This is a genomic window from Mycobacterium sp. NGS67, assembly GCF_059812185.1.
Genome location: NZ_JCALCF010000009.1, coordinates 160,123 through 183,365, shown reverse-complemented (window position 1 = coordinate 183,365; position 23,243 = coordinate 160,123). Strand labels below are relative to the sequence as shown.

Annotated in this window: 24 protein-coding genes; 17 read left to right on the top strand and 7 right to left on the bottom strand. The window is 67.8% G+C overall.

Annotated features, from left to right (window positions below):
- Positions 1-8: 8 nt before the first annotated feature.
- Positions 9-1,196 carry an acyl-CoA dehydrogenase gene (locus AC5Y4D_RS11300; RefSeq protein WP_500037163.1) on the bottom strand — a complete coding sequence of 396 codons (1,188 nt, stop codon included), beginning with the start codon at positions 1,194-1,196 and terminating at the stop codon, positions 9-11.
- A gap of 35 nt (positions 1,197-1,231) precedes the next feature.
- Between AC5Y4D_RS11300 and AC5Y4D_RS11295 the strand changes: the two genes are divergently transcribed.
- The 6 genes from AC5Y4D_RS11295 to AC5Y4D_RS11270 are packed head-to-tail and all read left to right on the top strand — an operon-like array spanning position 1,232 to position 6,504.
- Positions 1,232-1,588 carry a DUF3054 domain-containing protein gene (locus AC5Y4D_RS11295; RefSeq protein ID WP_500037162.1) on the top strand — a complete coding sequence of 119 codons (357 nt, stop codon included), beginning with the start codon at positions 1,232-1,234 and terminating at the stop codon, positions 1,586-1,588.
- A gap of 60 nt (positions 1,589-1,648) precedes the next feature.
- Positions 1,649-2,515 carry an SAM-dependent methyltransferase gene (locus AC5Y4D_RS11290; protein ID WP_500037171.1) on the top strand — a complete coding sequence of 289 codons (867 nt, stop codon included), beginning with the start codon at positions 1,649-1,651 and terminating at the stop codon, positions 2,513-2,515.
- Positions 2,516-2,526: 11 nt separating this feature from the next.
- Positions 2,527-3,015: a GNAT family N-acetyltransferase gene (locus AC5Y4D_RS11285; protein WP_499944648.1), complete on the top strand. Its 489-nt coding sequence runs from the start codon at positions 2,527-2,529 to the stop codon at positions 3,013-3,015.
- Positions 3,012-4,085: an LLM class flavin-dependent oxidoreductase gene (locus AC5Y4D_RS11280; RefSeq protein ID WP_500037161.1), complete on the top strand. Its 1,074-nt coding sequence runs from the start codon at positions 3,012-3,014 to the stop codon at positions 4,083-4,085. Before AC5Y4D_RS11285 ends, AC5Y4D_RS11280 begins: the two co-directional genes overlap by 4 nt.
- Positions 4,082-5,191 carry an LLM class flavin-dependent oxidoreductase gene (locus AC5Y4D_RS11275; RefSeq protein ID WP_500037160.1) on the top strand — a complete coding sequence of 370 codons (1,110 nt, stop codon included), beginning with the start codon at positions 4,082-4,084 and terminating at the stop codon, positions 5,189-5,191. The genes AC5Y4D_RS11280 and AC5Y4D_RS11275 overlap by 4 nt, the downstream gene beginning before the upstream one ends.
- Positions 5,188-6,504 carry an NtaA/DmoA family FMN-dependent monooxygenase gene (locus AC5Y4D_RS11270; RefSeq protein ID WP_500037159.1) on the top strand — a complete coding sequence of 439 codons (1,317 nt, stop codon included), beginning with the start codon at positions 5,188-5,190 and terminating at the stop codon, positions 6,502-6,504. Before AC5Y4D_RS11275 ends, AC5Y4D_RS11270 begins: the two co-directional genes overlap by 4 nt.
- Here the strand turns inward: AC5Y4D_RS11270 and AC5Y4D_RS11265 are convergent.
- A complete protein-coding gene (locus AC5Y4D_RS11265) occupies positions 6,501-7,238 on the bottom strand; it encodes an MBL fold metallo-hydrolase (protein WP_500037158.1) in 738 nt (245 codons plus the stop codon). The two genes, AC5Y4D_RS11270 and AC5Y4D_RS11265, sit on opposite strands and share 4 nt — an antisense overlap.
- 29 nt (positions 7,239-7,267) lie before the next feature.
- Here AC5Y4D_RS11265 and fgd point away from each other — a divergent pair, with 29 nt between their 5' ends.
- From fgd to AC5Y4D_RS11245, 4 genes are read left to right on the top strand one after another with little or no spacing between them, the layout of a single operon-like run.
- Positions 7,268-8,278, top strand: a complete 1,011-nt coding sequence (gene fgd, locus AC5Y4D_RS11260; RefSeq protein WP_500037157.1) for a glucose-6-phosphate dehydrogenase (coenzyme-F420) — start codon at positions 7,268-7,270, stop codon at positions 8,276-8,278.
- Positions 8,271-10,355, top strand: a complete 2,085-nt coding sequence (pta, locus tag AC5Y4D_RS11255) for a phosphate acetyltransferase (RefSeq protein ID WP_500037156.1) — start codon at positions 8,271-8,273, stop codon at positions 10,353-10,355. Before fgd ends, pta begins: the two co-directional genes overlap by 8 nt.
- The gene (locus tag AC5Y4D_RS11250; protein WP_500037155.1) at positions 10,348-11,490 is read left to right on the top strand and encodes an acetate kinase; all 1,143 of its coding nucleotides are present in this window, start codon (positions 10,348-10,350) and stop codon (positions 11,488-11,490) included. The genes pta and AC5Y4D_RS11250 overlap by 8 nt, the downstream gene beginning before the upstream one ends.
- 51 nt (positions 11,491-11,541) lie before the next feature.
- Positions 11,542-12,393, top strand: coding sequence for a putative endonuclease domain-containing protein (locus AC5Y4D_RS11245; RefSeq protein WP_500037154.1), 852 nt, complete (start codon positions 11,542-11,544; stop codon positions 12,391-12,393).
- A 443-nt stretch (positions 12,394-12,836) separates the two neighbouring features.
- On the opposite strand, the gene AC5Y4D_RS11240 is transcribed toward AC5Y4D_RS11245, so the two are convergent.
- Genes AC5Y4D_RS11240 through glnX form a run of 3 tightly spaced genes read right to left on the bottom strand, consistent with a single transcriptional unit; the run spans position 12,837 to position 17,427 of the window.
- Positions 12,837-15,149 carry a serine/threonine-protein kinase PknG gene (locus AC5Y4D_RS11240; RefSeq protein WP_500037153.1) on the bottom strand — a complete coding sequence of 771 codons (2,313 nt, stop codon included), beginning with the start codon at positions 15,147-15,149 and terminating at the stop codon, positions 12,837-12,839.
- Complete coding sequence (locus AC5Y4D_RS11235) at positions 15,149-16,108, bottom strand: glutamate ABC transporter substrate-binding protein (RefSeq protein ID WP_500037152.1); 960 nt, start codon at positions 16,106-16,108, stop codon at positions 15,149-15,151. The genes AC5Y4D_RS11240 and AC5Y4D_RS11235 overlap by 1 nt, the downstream gene beginning before the upstream one ends.
- Positions 16,108-17,427 carry a protein kinase G-activating protein GlnX gene (gene glnX / locus AC5Y4D_RS11230; RefSeq protein WP_499944659.1) on the bottom strand — a complete coding sequence of 440 codons (1,320 nt, stop codon included), beginning with the start codon at positions 17,425-17,427 and terminating at the stop codon, positions 16,108-16,110. The genes AC5Y4D_RS11235 and glnX overlap by 1 nt, the downstream gene beginning before the upstream one ends.
- A gap of 117 nt (positions 17,428-17,544) precedes the next feature.
- Between glnX and AC5Y4D_RS11225 the strand changes: the two genes are divergently transcribed.
- Complete coding sequence (locus tag AC5Y4D_RS11225) at positions 17,545-18,039, top strand: NUDIX hydrolase (protein ID WP_500037151.1); 495 nt, start codon at positions 17,545-17,547, stop codon at positions 18,037-18,039.
- 38 nt (positions 18,040-18,077) lie between these two features.
- Here AC5Y4D_RS11225 and thiE read toward each other — a convergent pair whose 3' ends face one another.
- Positions 18,078-18,749, bottom strand: coding sequence for a thiamine phosphate synthase (thiE, locus tag AC5Y4D_RS11220; RefSeq protein ID WP_500037150.1), 672 nt, complete (start codon positions 18,747-18,749; stop codon positions 18,078-18,080).
- Positions 18,750-18,905: 156 nt separating this feature from the next.
- Between thiE and thiO the strand changes: the two genes are divergently transcribed.
- From thiO to AC5Y4D_RS11200, 4 genes are read left to right on the top strand one after another with little or no spacing between them, the layout of a single operon-like run.
- The gene (gene thiO, locus AC5Y4D_RS11215) at positions 18,906-19,907 is read left to right on the top strand and encodes a glycine oxidase ThiO (protein WP_500037149.1); all 1,002 of its coding nucleotides are present in this window, start codon (positions 18,906-18,908) and stop codon (positions 19,905-19,907) included.
- Positions 19,907-20,104, top strand: a complete 198-nt coding sequence (thiS, locus tag AC5Y4D_RS11210) for a sulfur carrier protein ThiS (protein WP_500037148.1) — start codon at positions 19,907-19,909, stop codon at positions 20,102-20,104. The genes thiO and thiS overlap by 1 nt, the downstream gene beginning before the upstream one ends.
- 43 nt (positions 20,105-20,147) lie before the next feature.
- A complete protein-coding gene (locus AC5Y4D_RS11205; protein ID WP_500037170.1) occupies positions 20,148-20,852 on the top strand; it encodes a thiazole synthase in 705 nt (234 codons plus the stop codon).
- Positions 20,849-21,607 (top strand): SGNH/GDSL hydrolase family protein, encoded by a 759-nt coding sequence (locus AC5Y4D_RS11200; protein WP_499944664.1) that lies wholly within the window; start codon positions 20,849-20,851, stop codon positions 21,605-21,607. Before AC5Y4D_RS11205 ends, AC5Y4D_RS11200 begins: the two co-directional genes overlap by 4 nt.
- 9 nt (positions 21,608-21,616) lie before the next feature.
- Here the strand turns inward: AC5Y4D_RS11200 and AC5Y4D_RS11195 are convergent, their stop codons facing one another.
- Complete coding sequence (locus AC5Y4D_RS11195; protein ID WP_499944665.1) at positions 21,617-22,117, bottom strand: serine/threonine protein kinase; 501 nt, start codon at positions 22,115-22,117, stop codon at positions 21,617-21,619.
- Between the two features lie 354 nt (positions 22,118-22,471).
- Between AC5Y4D_RS11195 and AC5Y4D_RS11190 the strand changes: the two genes are divergently transcribed.
- Together AC5Y4D_RS11190 and AC5Y4D_RS11185 are read left to right on the top strand one after the other, a co-directional pair.
- The gene (locus AC5Y4D_RS11190; RefSeq protein WP_499944666.1) at positions 22,472-22,795 is read left to right on the top strand and encodes a CD225/dispanin family protein; all 324 of its coding nucleotides are present in this window, start codon (positions 22,472-22,474) and stop codon (positions 22,793-22,795) included.
- Between the two features lie 15 nt (positions 22,796-22,810).
- Positions 22,811-23,236, top strand: a complete 426-nt coding sequence (locus AC5Y4D_RS11185) for a DUF2752 domain-containing protein (RefSeq protein ID WP_499944667.1) — start codon at positions 22,811-22,813, stop codon at positions 23,234-23,236.
- Positions 23,237-23,243: the final 7 nt, after the last annotated feature.

Genomic DNA, 23,243 nt, shown 5'->3' with positions numbered 1-23,243 from the left:
CTACCCCTCTACCGGAACGCGCCCACGCCGGTGAACGCCTGGCCGAGCACCAGTTGGTGCATCTCCGGAGTTCCCTCATAGGTCAACACCGACTCCAGGTTCACCATATGCCGGATCACCGGGTACTCCAGCGATATTCCGTTGCCGCCCAATATCGTTCGTGCCGTCCGGCAGATCTCGATGGCCTCGCGGGTGTTGTTGAGCTTGCCGAAGCTGACCTGTTCGGGACGCAGACCCACACTGTCCTTGAGCCGGCCCAGATGCAGCGACAGCAACTGTCCCTTGTGCAGTTCGACCGCCATGTCGACCAGCTTGGCCTGGGTCAACTGGAACCCGGCGATCGGGCGGCCGAACTGGGTGCGCTGCGACGCGTAGTCCAGCGCGGACTGCCACGCCGAGCGTGCCGCGCCCATTGAGCCCCAGACGATTCCGTAGCGCGCCTCCGACAGACACGCCAGCGGGCCGCGCAGTCCGGTCGCCCCGGGCAGCACGGCGTCCTCGGGCAACCGGACGTCGTCGAGCACCAACTCGCTGGTAATCGAGGCGCGCAGCGACAGCTTGTGATGGATGGTGTTCGCGGAGAAGCCGGGCGTGTCGGTGGGGACGACGAAGCCGCGCACGCCGTCGTCCGTCGCGGCCCACACCACGGCGACGTCGGCGATAGAACCATTGGTGATCCACATCTTGCGCCCGTTGAGCACCCAGTCCGACCCGTCACGCCGGGCCCGGGTCGTCATCGCGGCCGGGTCGGAGCCGGCGTCGGGCTCGGTCAACCCGAAACAGCCGATCAGCTCACCTGCCGCCATACCCGGCAGCCACTGCTGCTTCTGCTCCTCGGACCCGTTGTTCCAGATCGCGAACATCGCCAGCGAACCCTGCACCGACACCAGCGACCGGATACCGGAGTCGGCCGCCTCCAGTTCCAGGCAGGCCAGCCCGTAGTGCACCGCCGACGCCCCGCCGCACCCGTAGCCCTCCAGATGCATTCCCAACAGCCCTAATTCGCCGAACTGCTTGGCCAGGTCCCGCGCCACCGGCAGGTCGCCGTCCTCGAACCATTCCGCCACGTGCGGGGTGACGTGCTCGGCGCAGAAGGCCCGCACCGTGTCCCGTACGGCGATCTCGTCGCTGGACAACGACGCGTCCAGACCCAGCGGGTCGTAGGGATCAAAGGTCGGCGGCGCGTCTGTGTTCATCCCTCAATCCTGCCCGGGACCGGTAGTCTCGCTGCATGCAACCACGTCGTGGGCCGGCCTGGCTGGGCGTAGACGTCGTGGCGATCCTTGCTTTCTGTGCCCTCGGCCGCCGTAGCCACGATGAAGGCGTCAGCGTCGGCGGGTTGGCGGAGACGGCGTGGCCGTTTCTGAGCGGCACCGCCATCGGGTGGCTGGCGTCGCGCGCGTGGCGGCGGCCCACCGACGTGGCGCCGACCGGGGTGATCGTCTGGCTATCCACCGTGGTGACCGGCATGGCGCTGCGCAAAGCCAGTTCGGCCAGCGTCGCCGGGGCATTCGTGGCGGTCGCCTCGACGGTGACCGCGATGTTCCTGCTCGGATGGCGAGCCGCCCTCAAAGCACTGGACGGCTGACAGGCCGGACACGTGGTACGCGAGGACGGCGACACCTGGGATCTGTTCACCGGCGTCGGAATGACCGCGACGTTCGGCGCGACCGCCCGCGCGGTCGCCACCAACAAGGGGCTGATCAACGATCCGTTCGCCGCTCCGCTGGTCCGCGCCGCCGGGGTGGAGTACTTCATCCGACTGATCGACGACGAGCAGTACGCGGCCGACGGCGGCGACAATCCGATGATGTCGGGGATGATCAACATTCTCGGGGTGCACGGCCGGTTCCTGGACGAGTTCCTCACCAGCGGCGCCCGGGCCGGAATTCGGCAGGCGGTGAACCTGGGCTGCGGGCTGGATTCCCGCGCGTACCGGCTCTGGTGGCCGGCCGGGACGCGGATGTACGAACTCGACCAGCCCGATGTGGTCGACTTCAAGGTGCGGGTATTGCGCGACCTGGGTGCCAAGCTGAGCGCGCATCGGTGCGCGGTGGGTGTCGACCTGCGCGCAGATTGGCTGACGGCGCTGCGTCGTGCCGGCTTCGATCCGGCCCAGCCCACCATGTGGATCGCGGAGAACCTGCTGGTCGGTTATCTGCCGCCCGATGCGCAGGATCGCCTGCTTCGTGACGTCAGCGCGGTCAGCGCCCCGGGTAGCTGGTTCGCCGCGGATTACCTGCCGTGGACCCCCATGCAGCTGCAGGAAGGGCGGGCCTTCATCGACCAGTGGCGCGGCCAGGGCTTGGACGTCGACCTGACCAAGTTGACGTACAACGCCGAGTTCCATTCCACCCCGGAGAACCTGGCCGCCCGGGGCTGGCAGGTCACCGACCGCAGCATCCTCGAGTTGGTCGCCGCCATCGGATTGGCGGGTCGTCGGCGCATGAGCCCGCACGATGTCGCCGTCAGCCCGCGATACCTCACCGGAATGCTTCCAGCCGACGCGCGTTAGACAGTTACGTGATGTCCACACCTTCGGCGCTGCGTTTCGTGCCTGTCGCGCTGAGCGATCCGCTGGCGCAGCCGCTGCTGGACGAGCTGGCCGACGAGTACGCCGACCGGTACGGCGGAGAGCGGCGTCGCTACCGCGACTGGCTGGTCGACGGCCCGGACGGGGAGTTCGCGGCGCCGCACGGCGGCATGCTGATCGGCATGGTCGACGCGCAGCCCGTGACCGGAGGCGCATTCTGCCGCTATGACGACGAGACCGCCGAGATCAAGCGCGTCTGGACGCACCGCGACCATCGCCGCCGCGGGTACGCCGCCGCGCTGGTCGCCGCGCTGGAAGCCGGAGCCGCCGCCAGCGGCTATCGGCGGGTCTACCTGATCACCGGCGACCGTCAACCCGAGGCCGTGCAGCTGTACCGTTCGACCGGATACACCCAGCTGGCCGAACCGCTGCCGACCCGGGGCCCGGTGCTGCCGATCGCCTTCCTGAAGGCGCTTTCATGACTTTGCATCTGGGGGTGGCCCTCGACGGTTACGGCTGGCATCCACAGGCCTGGCGCGTCACGCCGGGCGCCGCCGGGTCGGTGCTCAGCGGCCGCTACTGGGCCGACCTGGCGGTCACCGCCGAACGCGGCTTCCTCGACTTCCTCACCATCGACGACACCCTGATGCCGCAGATCGGACGGGGTGAGCGGATTCGTCCCGAGCGTCTCGCCGGCCGCGGTGACGCGGTGCTGGTCGCGGCGCGGATCGCCCCGGCCACCCGGCACATCGGGTTGATCCCGGTCGCCACCGTCACCCACACCGAGCCGTTCCACATCTCCAAAGCCATTGCCACCCTTGACTTCGTCTCACACGGCCGGGCCGGCTGGCAGCCCAGGGTGAGCTCGACCAGCCACGAGGCGGCGCTGTTCGGCCGGCGGACCGTCGATCCGGCCGAGCTGTTCGCCGAGGCCCGCGACTACGTCGAGGTGGTACGCCGACTGTGGGACAGCTGGGAGGACGACGCGGTGATCCGCGACGCCGCCACCGGACGCTTCGTCGACCGGGACAAGCTGCACTACATCGACTTCACCGGAAAGTTCTTTTCGGTCAAGGGTCCGTCGATCACGCCGCGCCCGCCGCAGGGCCAGCCGGTGGTGGCCGCGCTGGCGCACGCGGGCCCGGTCTACGAGTTTGCCGCCGACAGCGCCGACCTCGTGTTCGTCACGCCCACCGATGCCGATTCACTGCGCGGCATCCTCGCCGAGATACCATCAACACGACTGAAAGTGTTTGCGGACGTGGTGGTTTCGTTTCACGACAACGCTGACTTTGTGTCCGACACGCTGGTTTGGTCCGGTACCGCAACGGAATTGGTGGACATGGTGCTGCACTGGCAGACTCTGGGGATCGACGGCGTGCGGTTGCGGCCGGCCGTCAACGCCACGGACCTACCGGTGATCGTCGACGAAGTGGTGCCGCTCCTGCAGCGCGCCAAGCAATTCCGGAGCGGCTACCAGGACGGCGAGACGCTGCGGGAACGGCTCGGCCTGCCGGTGGCGCCCAATCGGTACACGGGGGTGAATCGATGATCCCGCTGTCGATACTGGACCTGTCGCCGATCAGCTCCGGCAGCGACGCGGCCACCGCGCTGCGCAACACCGTCGAGTTGGCGCAGCGCGCCGAGCGGTGGGGGTACCGCCGCTTCTGGATTGCCGAGCACCACTTCGTCGCCGTCGCCAGCGCGGCGCCGGCGGTGCTGATAGGGCAGATCGCCGCTGCTACCAACAAGATCCGGGTGGGTTCGGCCGCCGTGCAACTGGGTCATCACACCGTGGCCTCGGTGGTGGAGAGCTTCGGGATGCTCGACGCCTTCTATCCGGGCCGCATCGACCTCGGCGTGGGGCGCTCCGGTCAGCGGCGTGCCAAGCAGGACAAGCCCAGGCGGCGGGAACCGAAGCCGCCCCGCGTTTGGCACGAAGTCGACGGAGTGGTGATCCCCACGCCGTTCGACCTCCGAAAGATGCTGGGCCTCGGCCAGATTCAGGCGACCATGTCGGTCCTGCAGCAGCCCGAGGCGGTGACACCGGACTTCGCCGAGCAGGTCGGCGACATCATCGCGATGCTGACCGGCGCCTACCACGTCGACGGCCACCACCTGCACGCCACGCCCGGGGAAGGTGCCGACCTGACACCCTGGATCTTCGGCAGCACCAAAGGACCCAGCGCCGCGCTGGCCGGCGCGCTCGGGTTGCCGTTCGTCGGCAGTTACCACATCACCCCGGCCACCGCGCTGGAAGCCATCGACGCCTGCCGCGAAGCCTTCGTCCCGTCGAAGTCATTGCAGCGCCCCTACGTTGCGGTGTCGGCCGACATCGTGGTCGCCGACGACTCCGCCACCGCCTGGCGTCTGGCGTCCAGTTACGGCCACTGGGTCTATTCCGTCCGGACCGGCGGTGCCGCGCCGTACCCGGATCCCGACGACTGTGAACCGCTGACCGACGAACAACAGGAGATGGTAAAAGACCGCACCGCAACACAATTCGTCGGCGATCCGGACGAGGTCGCCGAAAGGCTCGCGGCGCTGCAACGGGTGACCGGCGCCGACGAACTCGTCGTCACCTCGGTCACCCATCGGCATGAGGACCGGCTGCGCTCCCACGAACTGATCGCGCGGCGGTGGGGGATTACACCGTGAGCCGCAAGCCCATTCACCTGGCCGCTCACTTCCCCGGCGTCAACAACACCACCGTGTGGACCGATCCCACGTCGGGCAGTCAGATCGAGTTCGACTCGTTCGTGCACCTGGCCCGCACCGCCGAACGAGGCTTGTTCGACTTCTTCTTCCTCGCCGAGGGGCTGCGACTGCGCGAGCATCGTGGCCGCATCCACGATCTGGATGTGGTGGGCCGCCCGGACACCTTCACCGTGCTGGCTGCGCTGGCCGGCGTCACCGACCGGATCGGCCTGACCGGCACCATCAACACCACCTTCAACGAACCATTCGAGGTGGCAAGGCAATTCGCCACCCTGGACCATCTGTCCGAGGGGCGGGCCGGGTGGAACATCGTCACGTCGTCGGATGCGTTCACCGGGGCCAACTTCCGCCGCGGCGGGTTTCTGGGCCACGCCGACCGCTACCGCAGGGCCGAGGAGTTCCTGACCGCCGCCCGTGCCTTCTGGGACAGTTGGGCGCCCGATGCCGTGCTGGCCGACGTCGACGCCGGGGTCTATGTCGATCCCAAACGCATTCGTAGCGTTGAGTATTCGAGCTCACAGTTCGACGTGCGCGGCTATGCGACTTTGCCGGCCGGTCCGCAGGGTCACCCGGTGCTGCTGCAGGCCGGTGACTCCGACGAGGGCCGCGGGTTCGGGGCGCGGCACGCCGACGCGCTGTTCACCCTGCACGGGTCCCTGGAAGACGGGCAGCGCTACTGCGCCGACGTCAAGGGACGGGCGCGGGCCAGCGGCCGGGATCCCAACCAGCTCAAGGTCTTTCCGGCGGCTACCTTCGTCCTGGGCGACACCGACGACGAAGCGCGGGACAAGGCGCGCCACATTCGCCATCAGCAGGTCAGCGGTGCCACCGCGATCGCGATGCTCGAGCAGGTGTGGGGCCGCGAACTCGGCGACTACGACCCGGACGGTCCCCTTCCCGAGATCGATCCGGTCGTCGACAGCGACATCACCCAGGGACGCGTGCGTCACGGTGATCCGGTGAAGGTGGCGCGACGATGGCGGGAACGGGCCGAAGCGGACGGCCTGTCCATCCGCGAGCTGATCATCGCCGTCACCAGCCGAGAGCAATTCGTCGGCACCGCAACGCATATCGCCGACGAGATCGACCGTTACATCCAGGCCGACGCCTGCGACGGGTTCATCCTGGTGCCGCACCTCACCCCGCACGGTCTCGACGAATTCGTCGACCGGGTGGTGCCGCTGCTGCAGGAGCGCGGCGCCTATCGCACCGAATACACCGGCACGACACTGCGCGAGCACCTGGCGGGCTAACGCGCTTTCTCTAGCGCCGCGTCGGTGGCCTCGCGGATCGGGCCGCGCCACAGCGGCCCGTGGCCAGGAGCCAGGATCTCGGTCTCCACCTCGGCCAGCACCGATAGCGTGCGGATGCACTCCTGCTGGCTGTAGCTGAAGATGGCCGGCAGCAGTTGCGGGCCGTCCTGACGCAGCAATGGGTGTCCGGTGACCAGCGCGTCCCCGCTGGCCAGCACCCCGTCGACCAGATACGAGCAGTGGCCGTTGGTATGGCCGGGGCTGAACACGGGTCGCGGACGGCCGGGCAACGCGGCGGCGACATCGGGCGTCAGCGGCTTGGTGGTCGGGATCCCTTCGCGGATCAGCCCACCACTGCGCACCACATGGGCAGTCCACACCGCCCAGCGGGGCCGCCAGAGGCGCAGGGCGAGATCGCTGATCTTGACCTGTTCCAGGTATTCGCGTTTGGCGTGCCCGACTTCGTCGGCGTGGCAGTACACCGGGGTGCCGTGCTCGCGGGCGAACCAGATCGCGGTGCCCAGGTGGTCGATATGGGCATGGGTGAGCAGGATCGCGCGCAGGTCGCCAGGACCGTAGCCCAGCGTGCGCAGCGAAGTCAGCACCTCCTCGCGGTCGCCGGGGTAGCCGGCGTCAATCAGCATCACGCCGGTGTCGTCGGTGACCAGCGTCCAGTTGACCGCTTCGCCGTGGGCGAGGTGGACGCTGTCGGTGACTTGTACTAGGTCCGTCATGCCGGGAAGTGTAGGAGTAGAAAGAAACAGTGGCTGAACTGAAACTCGGATACAAGGCGTCCGCCGAACAATTCGCACCGCGCGAGCTCGTCGAACTGGCCGTCCTCGCCGAAGCGCACGGCATGGACAGCGCCACCGTCAGCGACCACTTCCAGCCCTGGCGGCACAAGGGCGGGCACGCGCCGTTCTCCCTGGCGTGGATGACCGCCGTCGGGGAGCGCACCGAGCGGCTGCAGCTGGGCACGTCGGTGCTCACCCCGACCTTCCGGTACAACCCGGCGGTGATCGCGCAGGCGTTCGCCACCATGGGGTGCCTGTACCCGGGCCGCATCTTCCTCGGCGTCGGCACCGGGGAGGCGCTCAACGAGATCGCCACCGGCTACGAGGGGGACTGGCCGGAGTTCAAGGAGCGGTTCGCCCGACTGCGGGAGTCCGTGCGGCTCATGCGCGAATTGTGGCGCGGCGACCGCGTCGACTTCGACGGCGAGTACTACCGCACCAAGGGCGCCTCCATCTACGACGTGCCCGACGGCGGCGTCCCCGTCTACATCGCGGCCGGCGGTCCGGCGGTGGCCAAGTACGCCGGCCGCGCCGGCGACGGCTTCATCTGCACGTCCGGCAAGGGTGAGGAGCTCTACACCGAGAAGCTGATGCCCGCGGTCCGGGAGGGAGCGCAGATCAACGACCGCAACGTCGACGACATCGACAAGATGATCGAGATCAAGATCTCCTACGACACCGACCCTGAGCTGGCCCAGGAGAACACCCGGTTCTGGGCGCCGTTGTCGTTGAGTGCCGAACAGAAGCACAGCATCGACGACCCGATCGAGATGGAGAAGGCCGCCGACGCACTGCCGATCGAGCAGATCGCGAAGCGCTGGATTGTGGCGTCGGATCCCGACGAGGCGGTCGAGAAGGTCGGACAGTACGTGCAGTGGGGCCTCAACCACCTGGTGTTCCACGCGCCCGGCCACGATCAGCGGCGCTTCCTGGAGCTCTTCGAGAAGGATCTCGAACCCAGATTGCGCAAACTTGGCTGACATCTCCGGGATCTACATCGCCGCACCCGAGGCCGAGACCGGCAAGTCGACCATTGCGCTCGGCCTGCTGCACCGCCTGGGCGCGACCGTCGCCAAAGTCGGTGTGTTCCGGCCGATTACGCGGCTGGGGGACGGCCGCGACTACATCTTGGAGCTGTTGCTCGACCATTCGACTGCGGGCCTGCCCTACGAACAGTGCGTCGGGGTGACCTACCAGCAACTGCACGACGACGGCGACGCGGCGATGTCGTGCATCGCCGACGCGTATCACGCGATGGCCGAGAAGTGTGACGCGGTGGTGATCGTGGGCAGCGATTTCACCGACATCGGCGGCGCGACGACCCCGGCCGGGTTCGCGGTCAACGCCCGGATCGCGGTCAACTTGGGTGCGCCGGTGCTGCTGATGGTGCGCGGCAAGGACCGCACCCCGCAGGAGGTCGCCGCCGTCGTCGAGGTCTGCCTGGCCGAGTTGTCCACGCAGCGTGCACACACCGCGGCGGTGGTGGCCAACCGGTGTGAACCCGACGAGCTGGACGCGGTGCGGGAGGCACTGCGCGAGTTCACACCGCGTAGCTATGTATTGCCCGAGGAACCGCTGCTGGCGGCTCCGACGGTGGCCGAACTGTGCGACGCGGTCGACGGCACACCGGTCAGCGGCGACACCTCGCTGCGGGAACGTGAGGTGATGGGCGTGATGGTCGCCGGGATGACCGCTGACCACGTGCTGGAACGGCTGCGCGACGGCATGGCGGTGATCACCCCGGGTGACCGCTCGGACGTGGTGCTGGCTGTGGCGAGTGCGCATGCGGCGCAAGGGTTTCCGTCTCTGTCCTGCATCATCCTCAACGGCGGTTTCGAGCTGCATCCTTCGATAGCGGCCCTTGTGTCCGGCCTGCGTCTGCGGCTGCCGATCATCGCCACCACGCTGGGCACCTACGACACCGCCAGCGCCGCGGGCTCCGCCCGCGGTCGGGTCACCGCCTCGTCGCAACGCAAGATCGACACGGCGTTGCAACTGATGGACCGCCACGTCGACGTCGCGGACCTGTTGGAGCAGTTGGCAATCCCCATCCCCACGGTGATCACGCCGCAGATGTTCACCCGTCAGCTGCAACAGCAGGCGCGGGCGGACCGCAAGTGCATTGTGCTGCCCGAGGGCGAGGACGACCGAATCCTGAAGTCCGCCGGGCGTCTGCTGCAGCGCGAGGTCGCCAACCTGACGATCCTGGGCGACGAGGCGCAAGTCCGTTCGCGCGCAGCCGAACTCGGTGTCAGTCTGGACGCGGCGAAGGTGATCGACCCCCGCTCCAGCGACCTGCACGGACAATTCGCCGAACAGTACGCCGAACTGCGCAAAGCCAAGGGCGTCACCGTCGAGCAAGCCCGCGAGATCATGAACGACGCAACGTATTTCGGCACCATGCTGGTCTACAACGGGATAGTCGAGGGCATGGTGTCCGGTGCGGTGCACACCACCGCTCACACCGTCCGTCCCGCATTGGAGATCATCCGGACGGTTCCCGATGTGTCCACCGTGTCCAGCATCTTCCTGATGTGTCTGCCCGATCGGGTGCTGGCCTACGGGGACTGCGCGATTGTTCCGAACCCGACGCCCGAACAGCTCGCCGACATCGCGATCAGCTCGGCGCGCACCGCCGCGCAGTTCGGCATCGACCCCCGGGTGGCGATGTTGTCCTATTCCACCGGCTCGTCGGGATCCGGCGCGGATGTCGAAAAGGTGCGCGAGGCAACCGAACTGGTGCGGTCCCGGGAACCGGAGCTGCTGGTCGAAGGTCCAATCCAGTACGACGCCGCGGTGGACCCGTCGGTCGCGGCCACCAAGATGCGCGATTCGCCGGTGGCCGGGCGTGCCACGGTGCTGATCTTCCCCGACCTGAACACCGGGAACAACACCTACAAGGCGGTGCAGCGGTCCGCCGGTGCCATCGCGATCGGGCCGGTGTTGCAGGGTCTGCGCAAGCCGGTCAACGACCTGTCTCGGGGCGCGCTGGTCGAGGACATCGTCAATACCGTTGCAATCACGGCGATTCAGGCGCAGGGTATCCCCGATGAGTGACCGTCTGGTGCTGGTGATCAACTCCGGTTCGTCGTCGCTGAAGTTTCAGCTCGTCGATCCCGACTCGGGGGAGTCGCGCGCCGGCGGCGTGGTAGAGCAGATCGGAGAACCCTCGTCGTCGGTCGCCGACCACGAAGCGGCGCTGCGCCGTGCGTTCGACCTGCTGTCCGAGGACGGCATCGACCTGCACGACAGCGGGCTGGTCGCGGTCGGGCATCGAGTCGTACACGGCGGCAACAGATTCCACGAACCGACGCGCCTGGACGACGCGGTGGTCGGAGAGCTACACCAGCTTTCGCCGCTGGCGCCGCTGCACAATCCCCCGGCCTTGACGGGCATCGAAGTGGCACGCAAGCTGCTGCCCGACGTGCCCCATGTCGCAGTGTTCGACACCGCCTTCTTTCACCATCTGCCCGCGGCGGCCGCCACCTATGCCCTCGACCGGGACCTGGCCGCTGCCTACCAGATCCGGCGGTACGGATTTCACGGCACCTCACATGAATACGTCAGCCAGCAGGCCGCTGCGTTCCTGGGCCGACCTCTGGACAGCGTGAATCAGATTGTGCTGCATCTGGGTAACGGCGCATCGGCGTCGGCGGTGGTGGGTGGCCGACCGGTGGAGACATCGATGGGTCTGACTCCGCTGGAGGGCCTGGTGATGGGCACCCGCAGCGGCGACGTCGACCCCGGCGTCATCAGCTACCTGTGGCGCACCGCCGAGATGGGCGTCGACGAGATCGAGACGATGCTCAACAAAAAGTCCGGCGTGCAGGGCCTAGCCGGTGAACGCGACTTCCGCCGGCTGCGCGCCAACATCGAATCCGGCGACGCCGCATCGAAATTGGCCTACGACGTGTTCATCCACCGGCTGCGCAAGTACATCGGCGCCTACCTGGCGGTGCTGGGCCACACCGACGTGATCAGCTTCACCGCCGGCATCGGTGAGCACGACGTGGCGGTGCGCCGGGACGCCCTGGCCGGACTGCGCGAGCTGGGGATCGAGCTCGACGAGGACCGCAACTCGACCGGCAGCGGAGCTCGGCGCATCTCGTCGGACGAGTCGCGAATCTCTGTGCTGGTCGTGCCGACCAACGAGGAGCTGGCCATCGCGCGCGACTGCGTCGGCGTGTTGTAGCTGTGGATAGCCGAATGCGCGGTTTGCCTTGTCCGTGCGACTCTGCCGGTCATGGAGGAGCCGTTCTTCGGCAGCAGGGCGCTGGCCGGTGGGACCTTGAACCGCCATCAGCTGCGCACGCGATACCGCGCTTTGCTGCCCGACGTCTACCTCGCTGCGCGGGCCGAGCCGTTACTGGAGCAGCGCATCGCGGCGGCTTGGCTGTGGTGCAAGGGTGCCGCTACGGTCGCGGGTGCGGCCGCGGCTGCGTTGCACGGCGCCAAGTGGATTCCTCGCGACGTACCAATTGAGTTGATCTGTAACAACTCTCGACCGCCCCGCGGCATCGTGTCCAGACGGTGTCTGCTGTTGGACGGTGAAAAGCAGACGATCGACGGCCGTTCGGTCACCACGGCGGAGCGCACCGCATTCGACATCGGCCGGAGGGGAGCACTGCACTCAGCGGTTGCTCGACTGGATGCGCTGGCCGCTGCGACGGGGTTCAAAGTTCCCGATGTACTGGAACTCGCACGATGCCACCCGCGCTCGCCAGGTCTGCGACGTCTGGAGACCGCGCTGGAACTCGTCGACGCGGGTGCGCAGTCGCCGAGGGAGACCTACCTTCGGCTGCTCCTGATCGAAGCGGGGTTCCCGCGGCCGCAGACCCAGATCCCGGTACTGGGCAAGGACGGGATTCCGTTCGCGCACGTGGACGTGGGTTGGGAACAGTTTCTGGTTGGCGTGGAATACGAGGGTAAGCACCACCAGACCGAACGCGGACGATATGTGTACGACATTCGGCGCTTGGAGATGCTCGAGCAGATGGGCTGGATCATAGTCCGCATCGTCGTCGAGAATCGGCCTGCCGAAATCGTGCGCCGAGTGAGAGTGGTGATGGAGGAACGGGGTTGGCGTGGGCAATGACGGCTTTGGTTGTGAAGTCAGGGTTTTCGGAGTGAACGTAGGGCGGGGAAATCGACGGATCTTCGCCCAGGGTTCACGCGCAACGCCCAGGGTTCACGCGCAACGCGGTAGCGCTCTTGAACAGCGGTTGAGTGTGAGTCCTTGGCTTTCGTTGTGAAGTCAGGGTTTTCGGAGTGAACATAGGGCGGGGAAATCGGCGGATCTTCGCCCAGGGTTCACGCGCAACGCCCAGGCTTCACGCGCAACGCCCAGGCTTCACGCGCAACGCGGGAGCGCTCCTGAACAGCGGTAGAGTGTGAGTACTTGGCTTTGGTTGTGAAGTCAGGGTTTTCGGAGTGAACGTAGGGCGGGGAAATCGGCGGATCTTCGCCCAGGCTTCACGCGCAACGCCCAGGGTTCACGCGCAACGCCCAGCGGTCGAGGGTGAAGCGCCACGGTGGCGACTAGAAAGTGCTGATCGGCCGCACGTTATTGGCCATGTCCACAAGCGTGTACCGGTGCCGCTGGGTCGGCGCCACACGTGCCAGGTTGCGCAGCGACGCCTCCACACCCAACCGCAGACCGTGGTCGGTGAACGGGAAGCCCAGGATGTGATTGGTGCTGGCTTGATTATTGGCCCGGTTGTCCTGCAACCAGTCCATCGCGCCGCCCAGCACCAGCGCGCGGATCTGCAGGACGCGTGGCTCGGTGGCCGGCAGCGCTTCCACCCGGCGCGCGGCGTCGCGGATCTGTTCCTCGGTGATCTCGTTCTGCGACCGCCCGGACAGCAGCGTCACCGCGCTGGTCAGTCGGGCGGTCGTGAAATGCCTTGAGGTGGGCGGTACTTCGTCGAGCACCCGCACCGCACCGTTGCGATCGCCGGCGGCCGAGAGGGATCTGGCCAATCCGAAAGCCGCCGAGATCACGCCATCGTTGGTCCCCCACACCCGCCGGTAGAAGTTGTGCTCGTCGGGCTGCGAGGCCAGCTCGGCGGTCGCGGCCAGCGCCAGCTTGGGCGCCAGCTCCCCCGGGAAGGTGTCCAGCACGTCGGCGAAATCCCGGATGGCCGAGTCGTAGTCGCCGGTGAGCAACTCCGCCACCGCGCGGTACCACACCAGGCGCCACTGCCAGCCGACCCGCTCGGCCAGGTCGTTGAGCTTGCGCGTCGCCTTGCTGACGTCACCCAGATCCAGCAGCGCGCGGACCTCCATCAGCGGCAGTTCCACCGACTCGGACACGTCGGCACCGTCGGCGTCCAGCGAGCCGTGCCGCGCGGCCCGCAACGAGTCCAACGTCTGCACCGGCTGCGACAACACCGTGGCCTGCAGCACCGGCGCGGCGACGTCGGCCGGATCGACCAGCGGCACCGACAGCGCCGTCACGATCTCCTTGGCGGTCAGCTTCTCCGAATGCACCTGCCCGTCCAGGTACACGTCGGTGTGCGCCACCAGCAGGTCCACCCCGAACGTCGAGCGGCTGGGACTGAAGATCGTCGACAACCCGGGCCGGGGCACCCCGGTGTCCTGGGCCACCACCTCACGCAGCACACCCATCAGCTGCGCGGACATCTCGTCGGCGCTGGCGAACCGCCGCCGCGGGTCGGGGTCGATGGCCCGGCGCAGCAACCGGCCGAAGGAGTCGTACTCGGTCAGCACCGGGTCGTCGTCGGGCAACCCGTCCACGTAACGCCCGTTGCGGGTGCGCAGATTCAGCGTCAACGCCGCCAGCGTGCGTCCCACGGTGTAGATGTCGGTGCAGATCGTCGGGCCGGTCCGCACGATCTCGGGCGCCTGGTAGCCCGGCGTGCCGTACAGGTAGCCGAACGAGTTGATCCGCGACACCGCGCCGAGGTCGATCAGCTTCAGCTGCTCCTCGGTGAGCATGATGTTCTCCGGCTTCAGGTCGTTGTAGACCAAGCCGATGGAATGCAGGTAACTCAGGGCGGGCAGGATCTCCAGGATGTAGGCGATCGCCTCGGAAACCGGCAGCTTCTCGGTCTTGCCGTTCTTGCGGCTCCGCTTGAGCGACTGACCGCCGATGTACTCCATGACGATGTAGCCGACGGGATCGCCGTGCTTGTCGTTGTGCTCGACGAAGTTGAAGATCTGCACGATCGAGGGGTGCACGACCTCGGCCAGGAACTGTCGCTCGGCCATCGCGATCGCCTGCGCCTCGGCGTCACCGGAATGCACCAGGCCTTTGAGCACCACCGGCCGGTCGTTGACGTTGTGGTCTACGGCGAGGTAGACCCAGCCCAGGCCGCCGTGCGCGATGCAACCCTTGACCTCGTACTGTCCGGCGATGATGTCGCCCGGATTCAACTGTGGCACAAAGGAATACGGGCTGCCGCAATACGGGCACCAACCCTCCGACGCGCCTTCGCCCTCCGAGCCCGACCGCCCGACCGGCCGCCCGCAGTTCCAGCAGAAGCGCTTGGACTCCGGGACGACCGGGTTTTCCATCAGCGCTTTGAGCGGGTCGATGTCCGGCACCCGCGGGATCTCCACCAGTCCGCCGCCGAGCTGTCGGACCGGCGGCAACGACCGCGTCGCCCCGGCCAGGCGGTCCTGCGGCTGGGTGTCTATGGAGCCCAGCGTCCAAGCGGAGTCGTCGTCATCGTCGTCGTCGAAATCGGGCCGGAACAACGCCTGCGTGGCCTGCGGCTGGCCCGTCGTGGCCGTCGCACCCGTCTGCACGTCCTCCGGCTGGTAAGCCGGTTCGGCGGCGGTGTCCTGGTCCAGTTCGTCGCGCTGGTCTTGCTGCGCCGGCTTGCCCATCAGTCCACGTACTTCGGTTGGGGCGGCAGTGGCGCGGGGCCCAGGTCCGTCAACCACTTGCGGTACAAGGTGTTCCAGGTGCCGTCGTTCCGGATGCGTTCCAGGGTGCCGTTGACGAACCGGACCAGTCCGGTGTTGTCCAGGTTGATCCCGATGCCATAGGGCTGGGTGGCCATGTTCGGCCCGACGATGCGCAGCGACGGGTCTTCTCCAACCAACCCGGCCAGGATCGTGTCGTCCGTGGACACCGCGTCGATCTGGCGCTGCTGCATCGCCACCAGACAGTCGGCCCAGTTCACCACCGACACGATGACCGGCGGCGGCGCGATCTCGCGGACCCGGCGCAGCGAGGTGGTGCCGCGGGCCACGCAGACCCGCTTTCCGGACAGGTCCGCCGCTTTGCTGATCGAGGAATCCCGCGGGGCCAGGATGCGCTGGCTGGCGTCGAGGTAGACGGTGGAGAAGTTGACCAGCTTGCGGCGCTCGCAGGTGATGGTCATGGTTTTGACGACGATGTCGACCTGCGAGCGCTGCAGCGCGGTGATGCGCTCGTCGGCCGACAGGATCCGGTATTCGACGTGGTTGGGCCCGCCGAAGATGTCGCGTGCCACCTCCCCGGCGATGTCGACGTCGAAGCCGGTGATGTCGCCGGTGATCGGGTCCCGGAAGCTGAACAGGTTGCTGCCGATGTCGAGCCCGACGATCAGCCGGCCGCGGGTGCGGATGTTGGCCACGGCGCCGTCGGCGTCGGCTTTGTTGGGGAACGGGCGCAGGCTGGCGGTGGGATTGCAGTCCTGGCTGGTGGTATCCGGCGGCAGCGGGGTCTCCATCGGCAATTCCTGCATGCCCACCGGTGTCGGCGGCGGCAGCGTGGGGATCGCCTCGACTTTCAACGGTTCGGAGTGACCGCAGCCGACCAGCAACACCGCCGCCGCGACCAAGATGAGCAGGCGCCTCATCACCGATACTCTTTCAGTCGCGGCCACAGCCCCAGCGCGACCGCGATCGCCGCACCCAGGCTCAGCACCACCGCACCGATCTGCGCCCCGGCCAGGCCACGCTTCGCGTTGAGCACGTCGTTGCGCAGATGATTACGGCTTTGCTCGATGGCCTTGGTGAGCGCCTCGTCCAGCTTGTCGAACGCCGGGGTGGAGTCGTCCTCGTTCTTGCCCAACGCCACCTGAGTGGCCGACCGGTAGTTGCCGACCGAGATGTAGGCGTTGATCCGGTCGTTGGCCTGCTGCCAGCGATCCAGCAGCTGCTCGGCGCCCTGCAGATCGACCTTGTCGACGGCGTCATTGCGGGCCATGTACGCGTCGAGCTGGCGGTGCATGGCGTCGATACGCTGGTAGAACGCCCGCTTGCGAACCTCTTCGTCGCCGCGGCGGATCAGCGACAACGTCTCGTCGGCGCGCGCCTGCTGGGCGGTGATGGCCAGGTTGGTGACGGTCTTCAACGACTCGGCGGCAGTGTCTTTCGCACTGCGGCTCGCAGTGGTGGAAATAGTCAACGCGGTCCCGACCCATACCACCATGACGAGGATACCGAGACCCCCGACGACCAGGCCGGGGTTGACGCGACGCCGGGTGCGCCGGGCCAGCCATCGATGCGCGAACGCGCCGAACACGACGGTGGTGGCGACGACCAGGATGACGGGAGCCGGGATTTCGGTGGACGCCGTGGTCTCGCTGTCCACCCGGGCCGACGTCGCCTGGTAGAGGCGCTGCGCGTCGGGCAGGATGCGCGACTGCATCAACCCCGACGCCTCCGACAGGTACGACGATCCGACGGGGTTGCCGGCCCGGTTGTTGGTGCGCGCGGTCTCGACCAGCCCGGTGTACACCGCGAGTTCGGCGTTGATCCGGCCCAGCAGCTGCACCAGCGACTCGTCGGTCAGGCCGCTGGACGCCCTGGTCACCGCCACCGCGGCGTCGGTGATGGCCTGCTCGTAACGCAGCCGGACCGCTCGCGGTTCGGACTGGGCGATGAACGCGGTGGCTGCCGCGGCATCGGCCACCGACAGCGTGGTGTAGAGCCGTCCCGCCGCGAACGACAGCGGCTCGGTGTGGTCGAGCACCGTGGTCAGCACCTGCTGGCGGTGGTTGATCGTGGTCGAGGTGGCGAAGGCACTGGAGACGCCGAGCGCGGCCAGCACGATGCCGATGGACAGGATGCGCCCGGGTGTGGTGGAGATGAACCACCAGCGCGGATGGGCGGGTTCGGCGGGCGAGCGCGATCCCAGCGGCTCGGTAGACGGATGCGCCAGCTCAACCGTCACTTCTGCTCAGCCCTCATCTTTCGGCCATCTCACGAACCCGTATAAGCGAAAGTTTATGAGCATCTCGCAGCGGATGTGGGGAGGCGAGGCGAATTACCGCATGCCTATCCTGATTCAGTGCGGGGCGACGGCGACGGATGGGTGATATCCGAGCACGGCCGGCACTACTGGGGCAGATTCGGTGCGGCCGGCCTGTTGTTGCGGGCGCCCCGGCACGACGGCAGTCCCGTGGTCCTGCTGCAGCATCGAGCGGCCTGGAGTCATCAGGGCGGCACCTGGGGTTTGCCCGGCGGTGCCCGCGACAGCCACGAGACCCCGGAAGAGACCGCGGTGCGGGAGGCGTACGAAGAGGCGGGCGTGGACGGCCGGCGGCTGACGGTGCGGGTTGCGATGGTCACGGCCGAGGTCGCCGGCCGCAAGGGCGTCGACTGGCATTACACGACCGTGATCGCCGACGCCGAGGAGATGCTGGAGACCGTCTCCAACCACGAAAGTGCGGAGATGCGCTGGGTGAGTGAGGACGAGGTGGCCAGCCTGCCGCTACACCCGGGGTTTGCCGCCAGCTGGCAAGAGCTGCGCGCCGTTCTGGCAACGCTGCCGCTGCGAGCGTGAACTACGCGACGCGACGCGCCGCGCGGGTGTCGTGGGATTCACGCTGGACGCGGTGAGCCAAGCGCTGAGCTGAGCGCCTCAGCGGCCGCTTTCGGGTCGTCGGCGGCGGTGATGGCGCGCACCACCACGACCCGGCGGGCGCCGGCGTCCAGTACCTCGGGCAGGCGCCGCTGATCGATGCCGCCGATGGCGAACCACGGTTTGTCGGTGGCCAATCCGGCGGCGTAACGGACCAGGTCCAGGCCCGGCGCGGCGCGGCCCGGTTTGGTGGGGGTGGGCCAGCACGGGCCGACGCAGAAATAGTCGGCCATGGAACGCGCCGCCGCTGCGGCTTCGCTCGGTGCGTGGCTGGATAGCCCGATGACCGGCCCGGGTCCGACGATGTCGCGGGCCAGCCGCAGAGGCAGGTCGCGCTGGCCCAGATGCAGCACGTCGGCTCCGGCCGCGCGGGCGATGTCGGCGCGGTCGTTGACGGCGAACAGGGCGCCGTGCCGGCGGGCGGCGTCGGCCAGGACCTCGCAGGCGGCCAGTTCGTCGAGCGCTTCCAGCGGGCCGAAGCGCTGCTCACCGGGCGAACCCTTGTCGCGCAGCTGGATGATGTCCACCCCGCCGGCCAGGGCCGCGTCGGCGAACTCGGCGAGGTCACCGCGCTCGCGGCGGGCGTCGGTGCACAGGTACAACCGGGCGTTCTGCAGCGAGGGTTGGTGCACACCGCGACGTTAGCGCGCTAGCGTGGAACGTTGGAAACACACGACAACGCACGGGAGTCCCGGGTAGTGAGCGGGGCTGAGAGTGGACACTGCCGCCAACGGACCTGTCCTTACCGTCACACCTGATCCGGGTCATGCCGGCGAAGGGAGCACAGGATGCAGTCTCTGGCCGTGATCGGCGGCGGTGTCATCGGCCTGTCGGTGGCACGCCGGGCCGCGCAGGCCGGGTTGTCGGTGACGCTGCACGCCAACGGCGAGCGCGGCGCCTCGTGGGTCGCCGGCGGCATGCTGGCCCCGCACAGCGAAGGCTGGCCGGGCGAGGAACGGCTGTTGCGGCTGGGGCTGGAGTCGCTGCGGTTGTGGCGCGACGGCGGATTCCTCGACGGCCTGGACCCGCAGGTGGTGACCGCACGCGAATCGCTGGTGGTGGCGGTCGACCGGGCCGACGTGGCCGACCTGCGGACCGTGGCGGACTGGCTGTCCCAGCAGGGTCACCCGGTGGTCTGGGAGTCTGCCGCCCGCGACGTCGAACCGCTGCTGGCCCAGGGCATCCGGCACGGGTTCCGGGCTCCGACCGAACTGGCGGTGGACAACCGCGCGGTTCTCGACGCGCTGGTCGCTGACTGCGCGCGACTCGAAGTCCGGTGGGCCGGACCGGTCACCGCGCTGGGCGCCGCCGAGGGTGACACGGTGGTGATCGCCAACGGCATCGACGCACCCGCGTTGTGGCCCGGCCTCCCGGTGCGGCCGGTGAAGGGCGAGGTGCTGCGGCTGCGCTGGCGAAGGGGTTGTATGCCGTTGCCGCAGCGGGTCATTCGGGCGCGGATGCACGGCCGGCAGGTTTACCTGGTGCCGCGGGCCGACGGCGTGGTGGTGGGCGCCACCCAGTACGAGCACGGCCGCGACACGGCCCCGGTGGTGTCGGGGGTGCGTGACCTGCTCGACGACGCGTGCGCGGTGCTGCCGGCGCTGGGTGAGTACGAACTGGCCGAGTGCGCCGCGGGTCTGCGCCCGATGACGCCGGACAACCTGCCCATTGTGCAACGCCTGGACGACCGCACGCTGGTCGCCACCGGCCACGGCAGGTCCGGGTTCCTGCTGGCGCCGTGGACGGCAGAACAGATTGTGTCGCAACTCATTCCGGTGGGAGTCCGCTGATGATCGTGCTTGTCAACGAACGCCGGGTCGAGGTCGACCCGCAGACCACGGTGGCCAATCTGTTGGCCTCGATGGGCTTTCCGGACCGGGGTATCGCGGTGGCGCTGGATTCCTCGTTGCTGCCGCGGTCCAATTGGGCGACAACGCTGTTCGACGGTGCCCGAATCGAAGTGGTTACGGCGGTGCAGGGTGGTTGACAAATTGACGATCGCGGATCGTAGTTTCGCCTCACGACTCATCATGGGTACCGGGGGCGCAGGCAACCTGGCGGTGCTCGAGGAGGCGCTGACGGCGTCGGGCACCGAATTGACCACCGTCGCGATCCGGCGGGTGGACGCCGAAGGTGGCACCGGACTGCTCGACCTGCTCAACCGGCTCGGCATCACGCCGTTGCCCAACACCGCCGGGTGCCGCAGCGCGGCCGAAGCGGTGCTGACCGCACAACTGGCCCGCGAAGCGCTAGACACCAACTGGGTGAAGCTCGAGGTGATCGCCGACGAGCGCACCCTGTTACCGGATGCGGTCGAATTGGTAAAGGCGGCAGAACAATTGGTGGACGACGGGTTCGTGGTGCTGCCCTACACCAACGACGACCCGGCGTTGGCCCGGCGCCTGGAGGACACCGGATGTGCGGCGGTGATGCCGCTGGGTTCACCGATCGGGACCGGTCTGGGTATCACCAACCCGCACAACATCGAGATGATCGTGTCCCGTGCCGGCGTCCCGGTGGTGCTGGACGCGGGCATCGGCACCGCCAGCGACGCAGCGCTGGCCATGGAGTTGGGTTGCGACGCTGTGCTGTTGGCCACGGCGGTCACCCGGGCGGCCGATCCGCCGGCGATGGCCGCGGCCATGGCGGCGGCGGTCACCGCCGGCCATTTGGCGCGGGGAGCCGGTCGGATTCCGAAGCGATTCTGGGCACAGGCGTCCAGCCCCGACCGATGAAACGCTATGTGGCGCTAGGCAGTTCGATGGCGGCCGGTCCCGGGATCCGGCCGCGCGCGGCGGGCGCACCTCGGCGGGCGGGACGGTCGGCCCGCAACTACGCGCATCTGGTCGCCGAACAGGCCGGCCTGGAACTGACCGACGTCACCTATTCCGGTGCCACCACCGCGCATGTGCTGACCGACCGCCAACACGGCGCACCGCCGCAGATCGCCGCGCTGGACGGTTCGGAGGCACTGGTGACCGTCACCATCGGGGGCAACGACATCGGCTACATCCCGTCGCTGATGGCGGCGTCGCTGCCGTCGCTGCTGCGGCACCTGCCGCTGCTGGGTGGCTGGATCACCGAACTACTGGATCGGGACGCCCGCGACCGGGCGCTGTCCGAGGTGGCGGATTCGCTGTACGAGGTGGGTCGTTCGCTGCGCGAGCGGGCTCCGCGGGCGCGGATCTTCTTTGTCGACTACCTGACCGTGCTACCACCCGCGGGTGTGCCGGCGTCGCCGCTGTCCGACGAAAATGCCGCACTGGGGCGGCATCTGGCCACCGCCCTGGAACAACTGACCGCCCAAGCCGCCGCGGCGACAGATTGCGCTTTGGTTAAAGCCGCGGCGGCCAGCCGCGAGCATCACGCGTGGTCGGCGCAGCCCTGGGTGACGAAACCCGGTGTGCCGCTACCGGGTCGGCCCGCACCGCTGCACCCTAACGGTGCCGGGATGCGGGCCGTCGCCGATCTGATCTTGAAAGCGTTGTAGCTCAACGGGTTAGCCGTTGGTGCGCCACCACTGGTAGAGCGGAGCGGTGTCGGTGTTGGACGCCCGGACAAAGCTCAGCACGTTCTTGGCGTCGGTGGTCCAGATGACTTCGGCCTGACCCTGGTAGGTCCCACAGGCGACCTGTCCGGACGGGGAGGTGGCATTGCCCTGAGTCCACGTGGTGGGCGATTGGGCGTCGCCACACTTGGTCAGGGTGTCGTCCTTGATGCTGGCGGTGAATGCGCTGGCCAGGTCGGTCGCGTTGCTGAAAAGCATGTACTTGCCGACGACGGGTCCGCCCTCGGTGGAGTTCTGTCCGCATTCCAAGACCGCGACCATCCCACTGGCCGGCTCCTTGGCGCTGCAGTTGCTCGTTGAGTAGCCCTTGGACAAGACGCCGACAAGGGTTTCGTTGGGTTCGGCGTTCGCGGTCGCCATGCCCGCGTAGCCGACACCGGCCAGCAGCGCCGCAGCGGAAGCGGTCCGCAACAGATTCGTGAAGTGAGGCATTTGGTGCTCCTTTGTTTTGTGGGCCCGATGGTGCGGCTGTGCCGGTATCGGGAGTGTATTTGCGCGGCTCGCCAGAAAACAGGGTTTTTGCCAAAAGGCGTACGGTGTGCGGCGCTGCACCGATCCATTCCATGGGCCACTGTCTGACACAGCACTGATCCGTGCGCGACCCGGCGGCCGGACGATCCTCGAAAAGTCAATGACTGCAAGCGAATTCGCGACACCGCGGGATGGCCGTGGGCCGGCCTGAACGGGTATGGGCGCGATCGCAAATTCAGTGATGCCGTGCGGCCGGGTCTCCGGTATGGTAAGCCTCGCTTCACGCCAGCTAACTCCCCTCGACCTGGAGACGCCATGACACAACCCCCCGGTTACCCGCCGCAGCAGCCCGCCGGCGGACAAGCGCCGAACAACAACTTGGTGTTGGCGATCCTGGCAACGATCTTCTGCTTCCCGCCGACCGGAATCGTCGCGATCGTGAAGGCCAGTCAGGTTTCTGGGCTGTGGGCACAGGGGCTGCATGCCGAAGCGCAGGCTTCCGCCGATGCGGCCAAGAAGTGGGTGAAGTGGTCGGTCATCGCCTGGGTCATCTTGTTCGTCCTCTACCTGGTCTTCGCGGTCCTGCTCGCGTCCAACGCGCCGGACACCAGTGGCGCTTTGGCGGCAATGCTGTTCTGAGCACGGGTTGAGTTCATGGAGGTCCGCCAAGCCGCGGAGCCGCTGAGGCTGGGCGCGCCACTGCTGGTCGGTGGCGCGTCGGTCTTGGTCTGTGCTGCGATCTGGCTCGGCGACCCGACCACACCGGGCGGCCCGCTGCCGACCTGCCCGACCAAAGCGCTGCTGGGAATCGACTGCCCGGGCTGTGGCAGCTTGCGGATGATCTACAGCTTGCTGCACGCAGATGTGTTGGCGGCCATCAGGTTCAACGCGCTGGGCTTGGTCGCGGTCGTACTGCTGGTGTGGGCCTACTTCGCCTGGACGTACGGCCGGCTGGTGGGCCGGCGAATCAAGAGTTGGCAACACACCCGCTGGGCGGCGATGGTGACGCTGGTGCTGTGGGTGGCCTGGTTCGTGGTGCGCAATATCCCGTTCGCACCGTTCACGGGACTGTCCGTCTGATAACGGC